The sequence below is a fragment of the Streptomyces sp. NPDC087300 genome, from assembly GCF_044744425.1.
Classification (GTDB): Bacteria; Actinomycetota; Actinomycetes; order Streptomycetales; family Streptomycetaceae; genus Streptomyces.
This window is the reverse complement of the sequence record NZ_JBIUYI010000010.1, coordinates 49,751-64,026: the sequence shown is the minus strand read 5'-3', so window position 1 is coordinate 64,026 and position 14,276 is coordinate 49,751. Positions and strand designations below refer to the sequence as shown.

Annotated in this window: 12 protein-coding genes; 4 read left to right on the top strand and 8 right to left on the bottom strand. The window is 70.7% G+C overall.

Annotated elements, in window-relative coordinates; genetic code table 11:
• The first annotated feature begins 155 nt into the window (after positions 1–155).
• Together ACIO9J_RS35000 and ACIO9J_RS34995 are read left to right on the top strand one after the other, a co-directional pair.
• Positions 156–1,388 carry a trypsin-like serine peptidase gene (locus tag ACIO9J_RS35000; protein WP_402008443.1) on the top strand — a complete coding sequence of 411 codons (1,233 nt, stop codon included), beginning with the start codon at positions 156–158 and terminating at the stop codon, positions 1,386–1,388.
• A gap of 185 nt (positions 1,389–1,573) precedes the next feature.
• Complete coding sequence (locus ACIO9J_RS34995; protein ID WP_402008441.1) at positions 1,574–2,785, top strand: trypsin-like serine peptidase; 1,212 nt, start codon at positions 1,574–1,576, stop codon at positions 2,783–2,785.
• A gap of 87 nt (positions 2,786–2,872) precedes the next feature.
• On the opposite strand, the gene hflX is transcribed toward ACIO9J_RS34995, so the two are convergent.
• The 6 genes from hflX to miaA all read right to left on the bottom strand — a co-directional run bounded on the left by hflX (position 2,873) and on the right by miaA (position 10,983).
• The gene (gene hflX / locus ACIO9J_RS34990) at positions 2,873–4,363 is read right to left on the bottom strand and encodes a GTPase HflX (RefSeq protein ID WP_402008439.1); all 1,491 of its coding nucleotides are present in this window, start codon (positions 4,361–4,363) and stop codon (positions 2,873–2,875) included.
• Positions 4,364–4,588: 225 nt separating this feature from the next.
• Positions 4,589–6,085 (bottom strand): M1 family metallopeptidase, encoded by a 1,497-nt coding sequence (locus tag ACIO9J_RS34985; protein WP_402008437.1) that lies wholly within the window; start codon positions 6,083–6,085, stop codon positions 4,589–4,591.
• A gap of 79 nt (positions 6,086–6,164) precedes the next feature.
• Positions 6,165–8,315 (bottom strand): RelA/SpoT family protein, encoded by a 2,151-nt coding sequence (locus tag ACIO9J_RS34980; protein ID WP_402008435.1) that lies wholly within the window; start codon positions 8,313–8,315, stop codon positions 6,165–6,167.
• Positions 8,316–8,457: 142 nt separating this feature from the next.
• Complete coding sequence (dapF, locus tag ACIO9J_RS34975; RefSeq protein WP_402008433.1) at positions 8,458–9,336, bottom strand: diaminopimelate epimerase; 879 nt, start codon at positions 9,334–9,336, stop codon at positions 8,458–8,460.
• A gap of 112 nt (positions 9,337–9,448) precedes the next feature.
• The gene (locus tag ACIO9J_RS34970) at positions 9,449–9,937 is read right to left on the bottom strand and encodes a hypothetical protein (RefSeq protein ID WP_055543628.1); all 489 of its coding nucleotides are present in this window, start codon (positions 9,935–9,937) and stop codon (positions 9,449–9,451) included.
• A 107-nt stretch (positions 9,938–10,044) separates the two neighbouring features.
• On the bottom strand, positions 10,045–10,983 hold the full coding sequence (miaA, locus tag ACIO9J_RS34965; protein ID WP_402008431.1) for a tRNA (adenosine(37)-N6)-dimethylallyltransferase MiaA: 939 nt from the start codon (positions 10,981–10,983) through the stop codon (positions 10,045–10,047).
• 230 nt (positions 10,984–11,213) lie between these two features.
• Between miaA and ACIO9J_RS34960 the strand changes: the two genes are divergently transcribed.
• Together ACIO9J_RS34960 and ACIO9J_RS34955 are read left to right on the top strand one after the other, a co-directional pair.
• Entirely contained in the window at positions 11,214–11,465 is a 252-nt protein-coding gene (locus tag ACIO9J_RS34960) for a gliding motility protein (protein ID WP_402008429.1), read from the top strand.
• Positions 11,466–11,489: 24 nt separating this feature from the next.
• The gene (locus tag ACIO9J_RS34955) at positions 11,490–11,780 is read left to right on the top strand and encodes an antitoxin (protein WP_402008427.1); all 291 of its coding nucleotides are present in this window, start codon (positions 11,490–11,492) and stop codon (positions 11,778–11,780) included.
• Positions 11,781–11,886: 106 nt separating this feature from the next.
• Here ACIO9J_RS34955 and ACIO9J_RS34950 read toward each other — a convergent pair whose 3' ends face one another.
• Both ACIO9J_RS34950 and miaB read right to left on the bottom strand, forming a co-directional pair.
• Positions 11,887–12,654 (bottom strand): class III extradiol dioxygenase subunit B-like domain-containing protein, encoded by a 768-nt coding sequence (locus ACIO9J_RS34950; RefSeq protein ID WP_402008425.1) that lies wholly within the window; start codon positions 12,652–12,654, stop codon positions 11,887–11,889.
• Between the two features lie 76 nt (positions 12,655–12,730).
• Positions 12,731–14,251 (bottom strand): tRNA (N6-isopentenyl adenosine(37)-C2)-methylthiotransferase MiaB, encoded by a 1,521-nt coding sequence (gene miaB / locus ACIO9J_RS34945; protein ID WP_402008423.1) that lies wholly within the window; start codon positions 14,249–14,251, stop codon positions 12,731–12,733.
• Positions 14,252–14,276: the final 25 nt, after the last annotated feature.

Sequence of the window (14,276 nt, the reverse complement as noted above, 5' to 3'; positions counted from 1 at the left end):
CCAACGGCACCGGCATAGTGTGGGGTGCCGTTCATCAGGAACGGGGTGTTCCGCACCTGGTGGCGACGGGTGTACCGCGCCCGGTCACCACGGGTGCTTCACACCCGGATGTACAGCACTTTGGAACGATTTCGAAGCCCAGGGGGAATTTCACGATGCGACCCATTCGTCCACTCTTCGCCGCGCGCAGCGGGAGGAGCACGCGCTCCAGAACCTCCCCCGTGGCGGCCGCTGTGGCGCTCGGCGCGGCGCTCGTACTGACGGCCACGGCCTGCGGCCCCAGCGACGACAACGCCGGTGGCGACGCGTCCGCTTCGCAGCCCAGCGATGGCGGCGACGGCAAGGTCCAGATCCCGGACGGCCTGAAGGACAAGCTCAAGGACCACGGCATCGACCTGGACGAGTGGACGCACGGCGGCTGGAAGAAGAACTGGGACAAGGACAAGTGGCTCCGCGAGGCGGGTGAGTTCATCAACCCGATCATCAAGGACCTGTGGGACCCGGAGCGGATGCGGGACGCCGACAAGAACCCGGACCGCAAGGTCGACGACAACGACATCTCCGGTGACCAGGGCGTCACCGACCCGACGCCGAAGCCCGTGAACGCGGCAGCCGTCAAGACGCCGTACCACGACCAGGTCGCCGAGTCCGGCAAGCTCTTCTTCGACGGCCCCGAGGGTTCGATGGTCTGCTCCGCGACCGTCGTCAAGGACCCGGCCCACCCCGGCAAGTCCAACATGGTGTGGACCGCGGGCCACTGCGTGCACGCGGGCGCCGAGGGCGGCTGGTACCGCAACATGGTCTTCGTCCCCTCGTACAACAACAGCGGCAAGTCGGTCGACGAGCTCCAGAACGCGCCCAAGGAAGAGGTCGCTCCGTACGGCGTCTGGTGGGGCGACTGGGCGCAGACCTCCGACCAGTGGATCGAGCAGGGCGGCCCGACCGGCGGCAAGGGCGCGCCGTACGACTTCGCGGTCATCCACGTGACGCCCGAGAAGGGCGGCGACGGCAAGTCCCTTGAGGAGACGGTCGGTTCGGCCCTGCCGGTCGACTTCAACGCTCCCGCGGTGCCGAAGATCGACGCGATGACGGCGACCGGCTACCCGGCCGCGCCGCCGTTCGACGGCCAGAAGGCGTTCCAGTGCGCCGACAAGCCGGGCCGGCTCTCGCTCAGCAAGCCCGACCCGACGATGTACCGCATCGGCTGCACCATGACCGGCGGTTCGTCCGGCGGCGGCTGGGTCGCCCAGGGCCAGGACGGCAAGCCCGCGCTGGTGTCGAACACCTCCATCGGCCCGGTGACGGCGGGCTGGCTCGCCGGTCCGCGCCTGGGCAAGGAGGCCAAGGGCATCTACGGCGCGGTCAGCAAGAAGTTCGCCGGCCAGTAGTCGGCGACAGGGCGGCACGGCGGCGGGGCACCGGAAATCTTCACGACCCCGCCGCCGTTCGCCCTCAACCTCACAGGCATAGTGAGGTGTTGCGCCGACGGGGAATTCCATGGAGTTCCCGTATCGGCGCATGACACGTACATGGCAAACACACGTTCTCAGTTCTCAACGGGGGTAACACCACCATGCGTTCCACTCGTGCGCCGTTCGCGCGCCGCCGTGGACGGGGCGTCGCACTCGCCGCCACCGGCCTCGCCGCGACCCTGGCGCTCACCGCCACGGCCTGTGGCCCGAGCGAAGACAACGCCGGCGACAAGCCGGACACCGCCGCGTCGCAGGGATCCGACGGCGGTTCCGGTGCCGACTCCAAGCTGCCCGGCGACATCGCCGACAAGCTCAAGGACCACGGCATCGACCCGGACGAGTGGAAGAAGGGTGGCTGGAAGAAGAACTGGGAAGACGGCGAGTGGCTTCGTGAGGCCAAGGACTTCGTCAATCCGGTCATCGAAGGGCTCTGGAAGCCCGAGCGGATGAAGAACGCCAAGGACCCGAACAAGACGATCGCCGCGAAGGACGCGAGCGCCGATCAGGGTGCGACCGACCCGGAGCCGAGGCCCGTCCAGGCCAAGCCCGAGAAGACGCCGTACCACGAGAACGCCGCCCCGGTCGGCAAGATCTTCTTCGACTCCCCCGAGGGTTCGATGGTCTGCTCCGGCACCGTCGTGAAGGACCCCCGCAACCCGGGCAAGTCCAACCTCGTGTGGACCGCGGGCCACTGCGTGCACGCGGGCAAGAACGGCGGCTGGTACCGCAACATCACCTTCGTGCCCTCCTACAACGACCTCGGCAAGTCCGAGGCCGAGCTGGGCAACGCGGCCCCGCAGGAGGTCGCACCCTACGGCCAGTACTGGGCCGACTGGGTCTCGACGTCCAACGAGTGGATCAACGAGGGCGGCCCGACGGGCGGCGCGGGCGCGACGTACGACTACGCCGTGCTCCACGTGAAGCCGGAGCAGGGCGGCAAGTCCCTGGAGGAGACGGTCGGCAACGCGCTCGACGTCGACTTCTCTGCCCCCTCGACGCAGAGCGTCAGCTCGATGGGCGCCTGGGGCTACCCGGCCGCCCCGCCGTACAACGGCCTGATCATGCACAAGTGCGTCGACAAGCCGGGCCGTCTGTCGATGTCGCCCTCGCTGCCGACGATGTACCGCATCGGCTGCACCATGACCGGCGGTTCGTCCGGCGGCGGCTGGTTCCGGGTAGTGGGCGACAAGACCAAGCTCGTGTCCAACACCTCGATCGGCCCGGCCGCGAACACCTGGCTCGCGGGACCGCACCTGGGCAAGGGCGCCGAGCAGCTCTACGACATGATGAGCAAGAAGTACGGCTCGCAGTAAGTACTGCTCGCAGTGACGCGATAGCACCTCACACATGCGGAAGGCCCGCCCCCACCGAAGTGGGGGCGGGCCTTCCGTCCGTCTTGCTCAGCGCGTGGCCGGCACATACGGAGCGAGCTCCGCGGCAAGCTCCTCGTGCACCCGCGCCTTGAGCACCGTGCCCTCGGCGGTGTGCTCCTCGGAGAGCACCTCGCCCTCGGCGTGCGCCCGCGAGATGAGCTGACCGTGCGTGTACGGAACGAGAGCCTCGATCTCGACCTCGGGTCGCGGCAGTTCGGTGTCGATGAGCGCGAGGAGCTCCTCGATGCCGGCACCTGTCCGCGCGGAGACCACGATCGCGTGCTTCTCGTTGCGCAGCAGCCGCTGGAGGACCAACGGGTCCGCCGCGTCCGCCTTGTTGACCACCACGATCTCGGGTACGTCGGTGGCGCCCACGTCCCTGATCACTTCGCGCACGGCGGCCAGCTGCTCCTCCGGCACCGGGTGCGAGCCGTCCACCACGTGCAGGATCAGGTCGGATTCGCCGACCTCCTCCATGGTGGAGCGGAAGGCCTCGACGAGGTGGTGCGGCAGATGCCGTACGAACCCGACGGTGTCGGCCAGGGTGTAGAGCCTGCCGCTCGGCGTCTCGGCCCGGCGCACGGTCGGGTCGAGGGTGGCGAACAGCGAGTTCTCCACCAGGACGCCCGCGCCCGTGAGGCGGTTGAGCAGCGAGGACTTGCCCGCGTTCGTGTAACCGGCGATCGCGACCGACGGCACCTTGTTGCGCCGGCGCTCCTGCCGCTTGATGTCGCGGCCCGTCTTCATCTCCGCGATCTCCCGGCGCATCTTCGCCATCTTCTCGCGGATCCGTCGCCGGTCCGTCTCGATCTTGGTCTCACCGGGACCACGGGTGGCCATGCCGCCACCGCCGCCGCCACCCATCTGACGGGAGAGCGACTGACCCCAGCCTCGGAGCCTCGGCAGCATGTACTGCATCTGCGCGAGGGCGACCTGCGCCTTGCCCTCTCGGGACTTGGCGTGCTGGGCGAAGATGTCGAGGATCAGGGCGGTCCTGTCGACCACCTTGACCTTGACGACGTCTTCGAGGTGGATGAGCTGGCCGGGGCTGAGCTCACCGTCACACACGACGGTGTCGGCACCGGTCTCGAGGACGACGTCGCGCAGCTCCAGAGCCTTGCCGGAGCCGATGTACGTCGCCGGGTCCGGCTTGTCGCGGCGCTGGATGACGCCGTCGAGCACGGCGGCACCCGCGGTCTCCGCGAGGGCGGCCAGCTCGGCGAGGGAGTTCTCCGCATCCTGGACCGTCCCGGAAGTCCACACGCCGACGAGCACCACGCGCTCCAGACGGAGCTGTCGGTACTCGACTTCGGTGACGTCCTCGAGCTCGGTGGAGAGGCCCGCGACACGGCGCAGGGCCGCACGCTCGGAGCGGTCGAACTGGTCGCCGTCCCGGTCTCCGTCGATCTCGTGGCTCCAGGCGACGTCCTCTTCCATCAGGGCATCGGCCCGAAGACCTTCGGGGTAGTTCTGCGCGAAGCTCTGTTCGTCCTGGGAAGGGGAAGAAGAGGAGGTCATTGGGTCCTTACGTCGATTCGTCGATGGGAATGCGGACGGCTGCCCGATCCGTCACTGTCGACAACGCCCCGGGCCGTCCGGAGATTCCCCGGACCGGCCGGAGCCGACCCTGAGATCTCCCCGAGGGGATGTCCCGGACGGGCCGTGCCGCCGACCTGAAGATGGTTGCACGGCACGCCCCGTCTCGTCACCCGGGTTATTGCGGGGCTCCGGCCCGTCCCGTCGTTATTTCCCGTCCTCCGACGAGGTACGCCAGTCCGGGTGCCCCGGCATCGGCGGCGTCTTCGCCCCGTACAGCCAGGCCTCGAAGAATCCGCTCAGGTCACGCCCCGCGGCCTGGGACGCGAGCCGCACGAAGTCGTCGGTCGTCGCGTTGGCGTCCCGGTGCTCGCTGACCCACTCCCGCTCGAGGCGGTCGAAGGCGGGCTGCCCGATCTCCTGCCGCAGGGCGTAGAGCACCAGCGCGCTGCCGTCGTACACGACGGGCCGGAAGATGCTGATCTTCTGCCCCGGCGCGGGTTCCTTCGGCTTGGCGGGCGGCCCGCCCGCGGCACGCCAGACGTCCGACTGGCGATAGGCGTCCCGCATCCGCGTCGCGAGCGGCCGCTTGGCCTTCTCTTGCGCGTAGAGCGCCTCGTACCAGGTGGCATGGCCCTCGTTGAGCCAGAGGTCGGACCAGGACCGTGGGCTCACGCTGTCGCCGAACCACTGGTGCGCCAGCTCGTGCACCATGATCGAGTCGACGTACCACTCGGGGAACTCGGGGCGCGTGAAGAGCTCCCTCTCGAAGAGAGAGAGCGTCTGCGTCTCCAGTTCGAAGCCGGTCTGCGCCTGCGCGATCAGCACCCCGTACGTCTCGAAGGGGTAGCGGCCGACCTTCTTCTCCATCCAGCCGATCTGGCCGGGCGTCTTCTTCAGCCAGCGCTCCAGGGTCTTGCGGTCCTTGGTGGGCACCACATCGCGTACGGGGAGGCCGTTCGGCCCCTCGCGCCGGATGACGCTGGAGCGGCCGATCGACACCTGGGCCAGCTCGGTCGCCATCGGGTGGTGGGTCCGGTACGACCACGTGGTGTCGCCCCCGTGCCGGGTCCTGGCGACCGGGAGGCCGTTGGCCACCGCGGTGAGTCCCTTCGGAGCGGTGATGTGGAAGGTGAAGTCAGCCTTGTCCGCGGGGTGGTCGTTGCACGGGAAGACCAGGTGGGCGGCGTCGGCCTGGTTGGCCATGGCGAGCCCGTCCGTGGTGCGCACCCAGCCGCCCTCGGCGCCCTTCGCGGCGACCGGGTCACTGGTGTGCCGCACCGTGATCCGCATCCGCTCGCCGGGCGCCACCGGGGCGGCGGGCGTGACGACCAGGTCCTCGCCGGTGCTGTCGAAGCGGGCGGGCGCGCCGTTGACCTCGACGGAACGGACCTTGCCGTGCGCGAAGTCGAGGTTCACGCGCTCCAGGGGCTCCGTCGCCCGCGCGTCGATCTTGGTGACGGCGTCCAGCGGCTTGCTGTTGTCGCCGCGGTAGGTGAAGCCGATGTCGTACGACGCCACGTCGTAGCCGGGGTTGCCCAGGTGCGGGAAGAGCGGGTCGCCGATGCCGAGCGGGGTCGCGGGCGACGGCGCGCTCGCCGCGACGAGGGCGGCGGACGCGGTCGCGGCGATCAGGGCGACGGCGATACGAGGCGTCCGGAGCGCCTTCGTCCTGGTGGCCTTGGGCCGAGGGGTGAGCAGCATGAACTACCGCTATCAGCGCAGGCCTTCCCCGGTGGGGCGGCGCGCGCCGGGCCACTCGAACGAGTCGCGCAGGCGACCCTCAGGGAGCTGCCGCTGCCGAGTGCTGGGCGCGGCTCACGTCGAAGACTCCCGGCACCGCGCGCATCGCCCGCATCAGCCCCGGAAGGTGCCCGGCGTCCGGGAGTTGCAGCGTGTACGTATGGCGTACGCGCTGCTGGGTCGGCGGCTCCACGGTGGCGGAAATGACCGCCACCCCTTCGAGAGCGATCGCTTCGGTGAGGTCGGCGAGCAGATGTGCGCGGCCGAACGATTCGGCGATGAGGGTGACGCGGCACTCCGCCGAGTCGCCCCAGCGCACGCCGATCTCCGGGCGCCCCACGTCCTTCATGCGCTCCACGGCGGGACAGCCGACCCGGTGGACGGTCACGACTCCGCCGCGCACGGCGAACGCGGTGACCTCGTCGGGCGGCACCGGCGTACAACAGCCCGCCAGGCGCACGCTCGCGCCCTCGCGGTCCACGACGGCGTTCGCGGCCGCGGGGCGCAGGCTGTCGACGGATTCCGTCCCCGGCTCGGCCGGGGACGGCTGGCGCAGCGGCTCTCGCTGCCCTGCGGGGGCCGCCGCGGGGGCGTCGGTGGCCGGGTGGGCGGTGAGCCAGCGTCGGATGGCGATGCGCGCGGCGGGCGTACGGGCGTGGTCGAGCCAGTCGCGCGAGGGCTCGGAGCCAGCGTCCTGGCCCATGAGCAGCTGCACCGTGTCGCCGTCGCGCAGGACCGTACTGAGCGTCGCCAGGCGGCCGTTGACGCGCGCACCGATGCAGGCGTGGGCGTCGTCCCCGTACTGGGCGTAGGCGGCGTCCACGCAGCTGGCGCCCGCGGGCAGGCCCAGCGTGCCGCCGTCGGGCCGGAAGACGGCGATCTCTCGATCCTGGGCGAGGTCCTCGCGCAGCGTCGACCAGAAGGTGTCCGGGTCCGGCGCGGCCTGCTGCCAGTCCAGGAGCCTGGAGAGCCAGCCGGGCCGCGTGGGGTCGATCCGCTCGTCGTCGACGCCGGCCGGGAGCTCCTCCGAAGGAGGAGCGTAGGGATTGCGCAGCGCGACGACGCCGGCCTCCGCGACCTGGTGCATCTGGTGCGTACGGATGAGGACTTCGGCGACCTCGCCGTCGGCCCGCGCCACAGCCGTGTGCAGCGACTGGTAGAGGTTGAACTTCGGTACGGCGATGAAGTCCTTGAACTCCGAGACCACCGGCGTGAAGCACGTGTGCAGTTCGCCCAGCACTCCGTAGCAGTCCGCGTCCTCGCTCACGAGCACGAGGAGGCGCCCGAAGTCCGCCGCGCGCAGCTCGCCCCGCTTGCGGTGCACCCGGTGCACCGAGACGAAGTGCCGCGGCCTGATGAGGACTTCAGCCGTGATGCCCGCGTCGCGCAGCACGCCGCGCACATCGCCCGCGATGTCCCCGAGGGGGTCGCCCGCACCCTCGGCATTGGCCGCGATCATGGTGTTGACCTGCGAGTACTCCTCCGGGTGGAGGATCGCGAAGACGAGGTCCTCCAGCTCGGTCTTGAGCGCCTGCACACCGAGGCGCTCGGCGAGCGGAATGAGTACGTCCCGGGTCACCTTGGCGATGCGCGCCTGTTTCTCGGGCCGCATGACGCCGAGGGTGCGCATGTTGTGCAGCCGGTCGGCGAGCTTGATCGACATGACGCGTACGTCGTTGCCGGTGGCGACCAGCATCTTGCGGAACGTCTCCGGTTCCGCGGCCGCTCCGTAGTCGACCTTTTCCAGCTTGGTGACGCCGTCGACCAGGTAGCAGACGTCGTCGCCGAATTCGCTGCGTACCTGATCCAGGGTGACGTCGGTGTCTTCGACGGTGTCGTGGAGCAGGGACGCGGTCAACGTCGTGATCTCCGCGCCCAGTTGGGCGAGGATCAGCGTCACGGCGAGCGGATGTGTGATGTACGGCTCACCGCTCTTGCGCATCTGGCCGCGATGGGAGGACTCCGCGAGGACGTACGCACGGCGCAGCGGCTCCAGGTCGGCGTCCGGGTAGTGGGCCCGATGGGCCTCCGCCACATGGCCGATCGCGTCGGGCATGCGATCCCGTGTCGCGGGTCCGAGCAGGGCGGCACGGCCGAGCCTGCGCAGGTCGAGACGGGCGCGACCGCGCCTGCGCTGGACCCCGGGCGTCACGGGGCCGGGCGTCGCAGGGTTCGTAGCCTCCGCACTCATGGGCACCTCCGGCTGCTTCTACCGGCGGTGAACGGACGGTGGCGTACTCCGTCCGGGCCGGTGCTTGATGCTACCGAGCCCATCACGCGGTGCTGACCGCCTCTCGCCGAGCGTGAAACGGATCACCCATTCGAGCGACAGTTCATGCGAGTACCGTTTCGAGCCATTCGGACGCGATCTCGCCTTCGGCGACGATGACGGCCGGTCCTGTCATCTCGATCTCGCCGTCGGGCCGCTCGGTGATGACCAGGCGCCCGCCGGGCAGGTCCACGGTGTACGTCACCGGGGCGCCGGTCACCGCGGGGTCCACGCCGTCCTTGCGGGCGGCCGCGACGGCCACGGCGCACGCGCCCGTGCCGCACGACCGGGTCTCGCCGGAACCGCGCTCGTGCACGCGCATGGCGACGTGGCGCGGGCCGCGGTCGACGACGAATTCGACGTTCACGCCGTCCGGGTAGGCGGTGGCCGGGCTGAAGGGCGGCGGGTCGTAGAGATTGCCCGCTTCGGAGAGGTCGGCCACGAAGGCGACCGCGTGCGGATTGCCCATGTTCACGTTGCGCGCGGGCCAGCTGCGGTCGGCCACGGAGACGGTGACGTCCCCTTCGGGGAGCCGCGCCTTGCCCATGCCGACGGTGATCTCGCCGCCGGACTCCGCCTTGGCGATGTGCACGGTCTTCACGCCACCGCGCGTGGCCACCGCGAGGTCGCCCTCACCGACGTGACCGGCACGCTGCAAGTAACGGGCGAAGACGCGCACTCCATTGCCGCACATCTCGGCGACCGAGCCGTCTCCGTTGCGGTAGTCCATGAACCACTCGGCCCGGTCCGCGAGGTGGCGGGCGTCGGGATGGGCGGCGGACCGCACGACATGGAGCAGACCGTCGCCACCGATGCCCGCGCGGCGGTCGCACAGGGCGGCGACGGCGGCCGGGGGCAGCTCGATGGCGTTGTCGGGGTCGGGGATGATCACGAAGTCGTTCTCGGTCCCGTGCCCCTTGAGGAAGGCGATCCGCGTGCTCATTCCTCGATCGTACGGGGTGGGTACGACACTCGGCCCCGGGGTGCCTCCGGGGCTCCTGTCGCAGCTCTCAGGCCTCCCCGGCACCGGCCTGCCGAAGCGGCCGGACGCGCCCTCAGGAGCGGAGTCTCGCCACCCGCCACACCGCGAGGCCCACGGCGGCCAGGAACAGCAGCGCGTAGGCGCAGACGACCCGCCAGTCCGGACGGCGGCCCGAGCCGCGCTCCGGGAGGCCGGGCCAGGTGTGCCCGACGCGGCGGGCGGCCATCATGCCCCAGCCCGCGGCGCAGCAGCTGATCAGCAGCCCGAGCATGGCGACCACGGCACCGCCGTCACCGGCTCCTCCGCCACCACCACCGCCGAACTCGAAGGCCAGCGGGAAGGCGAACATCAGGGAGCCGAGGGCGGCGAGGATCACGATCGGGGCGAGCTGCCAGATGCGCAGGCGACGCTGCGGTCGGAGCTCGACCTCCACCTCGGCCTCGGGCGCCATCTCGTCCGCGCCGGGACCGTCGTCGGTCACGCCGCCCGCGAGGTCGTCGGGCCCGTCGGGGCTCAGTTGCTCCCCGCCGTCATGTGCGGTGTCACGAGGGCCGGCCTCCATCGCCACGCGCCCTCCCACTTCGGACTCCACCGGTCGATCGATGGTCGATGATGGCACGCCGTCAGGTGCCGGGATGACCGCCGGAGCGTCCCGATGCCATCACGTGATCAGGCTGTGACCGGTCGTTCGAGCAACGCCAGTGCGCGCCCCGGGAGTTCCCCGCGATCGGCCACGGCCCCACTGAGCCAGTGCACCCGTGGATCGCGCCTGAACCACGAGTCCTGGCGGCGCGCGAAGCGCTTGGTGGCGCGCACGGTCTCGGCGCGCGCCTCGTCCTCCGTGCACTCCCCCGCGAGCGCCGTGAGCACCTGCTGATAGCCGAGCGCCCGGGACGCCGTGAGCCCCTCGCGCAGCCCTTGGGCCTCCAGCGCGCGCACCTCGTCCACCAGGCCCGCCTCCCACATGCGGTCGACGCGGGTGGCGATGCGTTCGTCGAGTTCGGGGCGGGCCACGTCGACGCCGATCTGGACCGTGTCGTACACCGAGTCGTGGCCGGGCAGGTTGGCGGTGAAGGGCTTGCCCGTGATCTCGATGACTTCGAGGGCGCGGACGATCCGGCGGCCGTTGCTGGGCAGGATCGCCTGGGCGGCGCCGGGGTCGGCGGCGGCGAGGCGGGCGTGCAGGGCGCCGGGGCCGCGCAGCGCGAGCTCCTCCTCCAGGCGGGCCCGGACGGCCGGGTCGGTGCCGGGGAACTCCAGGTGGTCCACGGCTCCCCTGACGTACAGGCCGGAGCCGCCGACCAGGATCGGCCAGCGCCCCGCGGCGAGGAGCCGGTCGATCTCCGCGCGCGCCAGCTTCTGGTACTCGGCGACGCTCGCGGCCTCCGTGACGTCCCAGATGTCGAGGAGATGGTGGGGCACACAGCCGCGCTCCTCGGGCGTCAGCTTGGCGGTGCCGATATCCATCCCTCGGTAGAGCTGCATGGAGTCGGCGTTGACGACCTCGCCGCCGAGGCGCTGGGCGAGGAAAACGCCCAGATCGGACTTTCCTGCCGCGGTGGGACCGACGACGGCGATGACCCGCGGGGCGGGAGCTGCACTACTCACCGCCCCAGTCTCGCAAACCCGGCGCCCACTTCCCGAACGAGCTACGTGACGGCACGGCTCCGGGGTCGTTGCCTGTTGCGAGGTTCCGGCCGCCGGTTTTGAGGACCGATGACCCGGGCGACGCAATGGGACGCACCGGGCGGCGCGGGATTTCGCCCACACGAGTACCGTATGGAGTAGATATGGGTGTTTTTTCACGATTTCGCCGGAAGTCCAAGGCCACCGATGATGTGTCGACGACCGATGCGGCAGGCTCCACGCTGACGGCGGAGCCGGAGGCGGCCGAGGAGTCCACCGAGGAGTCCTCCGAGGCCACCACCGACCCGAAGCCCGCCGCCGAGGTCACCGACACCGACGGCGATGCCGAGGACAAGCCGGCCGAGACCGCCGAGGCGGCCGCGGCGGAGGGTGTGGAGATCCCGAAGCAGCAGTCCGCCGAGGCGGCGGCCGACAACGAGGCCGGTGAGAGCGCCCGCAAGTAGCCCCCAGCGAGGGAAGGTGAATCCATGGGCTTCCTGGACCAACTGAAAGCCAAGCTCGCCCCTGCCAAGGACAAGGTCTCCGACCTCGCGCAGCAGCACGGGGACAAGATCGACGAGGGCCTGGACAAGGCCGCGAAGATCGTCGACGAGAAGACCAAGGGCAAGTACAGCGACAAGATCCAGTCAGGTACGGGCAAGGCCAAGGAGGCGGTCGACCGCCTCGCCGGCACGGAAGAGGGCAAGGACACGGAGGGTGGCGCCACTCCGCCGTCGCCCCCGTCACCCCCTCCGGCATCACCCCCTCCGGCATCCTGAACAGCATCGGCGGACGGCCGTGAAGCACCCACGCTTCGCGGCCGTCGCCGCGTGTGCGCCCGGCCGGGGCGCGCGCCCGTAGCTACCGCGGCCCAGCGGCCCAGGGCTACGACCAGGCCGCCACCACGTACCCCACGCCGTACGGCGCGTCCTCGTACAGCAGCTCGCCGCTCAGCCCCGCGCCGTCGGCCGCTCCGGCGAGCACCTGCCACGGAGCGCGGCCCGCCGCCTTCAGTTCGTACGCCAGCTCCGCGTCAAGCGCCTTGAGCGCGGCCACGTCGGCCGCGCCGATGGCACGTCCGACCTCCGCGTCGAAGCCGGCCGCCCGCTCGTCGAGATACCCCGGCGCCTTCAGCGTGCGGCACGCGCTGGCGTCGCCCATCACCAGCAGTGCCACCCGGTCGGCCCGCGCCGCGATGTCCCCTCCGACTTGGATACACCGCTCGGCGGCAAGTGGTTCCCCCACGCCGAGACCTTCCAGCGGAGCGGCCGTCCAGTGCGTACGCCCGAGGAGCCAGGCGGCGACGGCGAGCGAGGGCGGAAGCCCACGCTCCGCGTCGGCTGCGTTATCTGCGTTATCTGCGTTATCTGCGTTATCTGCGTTTTCTGCGTTGCCCGCGTCGAAGCTCCCGAGCCGTACGTCGAGGTCCACGCCGAAGCCGCGGAACGAACCGCGGGCTCCCTGTGGGTGCGGCCCGCGGCCGGCCTGTTCGGCGGGGCCGACCACGATCAGCCGGTCGGGCCTGGCGGCGGCGAGCACCCCGATGGCGTCGGTGCAGGCCGCGCGCGCGGCGTCCAGTTCGGGAGCGGCGCCCGCGGCGACCTCGGGGACGAGCAGGGGCGGACAGGGGCAGACGGCTGCGGCGACAAGCATGATCCGCAGCGTAACGCCCGCCCCGCGCGCGTGGACCTGGTCGGTCGGCGGAGCGGGCCCGGAACAGTGCGTCCGGTCAGTCGCAGCCGCAGCCGCTGCCCGCCGCCACCGGAAGCGGCGCCGGGGCGCCGATCTTCGGCAGGCCGAGCATCACGCCCGCGGGCTTGGCGGCCGCCTCCACGTTGCGCTTCTCCCAGGCGTCGCCCGCGCGCGTGCGGCGCACGTGCTGCACGGCGCCCTCGGCGAGCAGGTGGTGCGGCGCCGCGTAGGTGATCTCGACCGTCACCACGTCACCGGGGCGCACCTCGGCGTCCGGCTTGGTGAAGTGCACCAGGCGGTTGTCGGGGGCGCGTCCGGACAGGCGGTGGGTCGTGCCGTCCTTGCGGCCCTCGCCCTCGGCCACCATCAGGTCGAGGGTCCTGCCGACCTGCTTCTTGTTCTCGTTCCAGGCGATCTCCTCCTGGAGGGCGGACAGACGCATGTAGCGCTCCTGCACGACCTCCTTGGGGATCTGCCCCTCCATGGTCGCCGCCGGCGTACCGGGGCGCTTGGAGTACTGGAAGGTGAAGGCGTTGGCGAAGCGGGCCTCACGGACCACGTGCATCGTCTGCTCGAAGTCCTCCTCGGTCTCCCCGGGGAAGCCGACGATGATGTCCGTGGTGATCGCGGCCTCGGGCATCGCGGCGCGGACCTTCTCGATGATGCCGAGGAAGCGGTCCTGGCGGTACGAGCGGCGCATCGCCTTGAGGATCGGGTCCGAGCCGGACTGGAGCGGCATGTGCAGCTGCGGCATCACGTTCGGCGTCTCGGCCATGGCGGCGATCACGTCGTCGGTGAAGTCGCGCGGGTGCGGCGAGGTGAAGCGCACGCGCTCCAGGCCCTCGATCCGCCCGCAGGCGCGCAGCAGCTTGCTGAAGGCCTCGCGGTCGCCGATGTCCGAGCCGTACGCGTTCACGTTCTGCCCGAGCAGCGTGATCTCGGAGACGCCCTCGCCGACGAGCGCCTCGATCTCGGCGAGGATGTCGCCGGTCCTGCGGTCCTTCTCCTTGCCGCGCAGCGCGGGGACGATGCAGAAGGTGCAGGTGTTGTTGCAGCCCACGGAGATGGAGACCCACGCCGCGTAGGCGCTCTCGCGGCGGGTCGGCAGCGTCGAGGGGAAGGCCTCGAGCGACTCGGCGATCTCCACCTGGGCCTCTTCCTGGACGCGGGCGCGCTCCAGGAGGACCGGCAGCTTGCCGATGTTGTGCGTGCCGAAGACGACGTCGACCCAGGGCGCCCTGTCGACGATGGTGTCGCGGTCCTTCTGGGCCAGACAGCCACCGACGGCGATCTGCATGCCGGGGCGCTTGGTCTTCATCGGGGCGAGGCGGCCGAGGTTGCCGTACAGGCGGTTGTCGGCGTTCTCCCGCACGGCGCAGGTGTTGAAGACGACGACGTCGGCGTCGCCGTCCGCATCCTCCGGAGCACGCACATAACCGGCGTCCTCAAGGAGACCGGAGAGCCTCTCGGAGTCGTGGACGTTCATCTGGCACCCGTAGGTGCGGACCTCATATGTTCGATTGACGTCCACTGTCTGGCTCCGGTCGCTGCTGGTCATGGAACAAGGGTAGGCGGTATGAGAA

Bases quoted from the DNA above. Each gene is read 5' to 3' on its own strand.
- ACIO9J_RS35000 (WP_402008443.1), top strand. From the start codon at position 156: ATGCGACCCATTCGTCCACTCTTCGCCGCGCGCAGCGGGAGGAGCACG.
- ACIO9J_RS34995 (WP_402008441.1), top strand. From the start codon at position 1,574: ATGCGTTCCACTCGTGCGCCGTTCGCGCGCCGCCGTGGACGGGGCGTC.
- hflX (WP_402008439.1), bottom strand. From the start codon at position 4,363: ATGACCTCCTCTTCTTCCCCTTCCCAGGACGAACAGAGCTTCGCGCAG.
- ACIO9J_RS34985 (WP_402008437.1), bottom strand. From the start codon at position 6,085: ATGCTGCTCACCCCTCGGCCCAAGGCCACCAGGACGAAGGCGCTCCGG.
- ACIO9J_RS34980 (WP_402008435.1), bottom strand. From the start codon at position 8,315: ATGAGTGCGGAGGCTACGAACCCTGCGACGCCCGGCCCCGTGACGCCC.
- dapF (WP_402008433.1), bottom strand. From the start codon at position 9,336: ATGAGCACGCGGATCGCCTTCCTCAAGGGGCACGGGACCGAGAACGAC.
- ACIO9J_RS34970 (WP_055543628.1), bottom strand. From the start codon at position 9,937: ATGGAGGCCGGCCCTCGTGACACCGCACATGACGGCGGGGAGCAACTG.
- ACIO9J_RS34955 (WP_402008427.1), top strand. From the start codon at position 11,490: ATGGGCTTCCTGGACCAACTGAAAGCCAAGCTCGCCCCTGCCAAGGAC.
- ACIO9J_RS34950 (WP_402008425.1), bottom strand. From the start codon at position 12,654: ATGCTTGTCGCCGCAGCCGTCTGCCCCTGTCCGCCCCTGCTCGTCCCC.
- miaB (WP_402008423.1), bottom strand. From the start codon at position 14,251: ATGACCAGCAGCGACCGGAGCCAGACAGTGGACGTCAATCGAACATAT.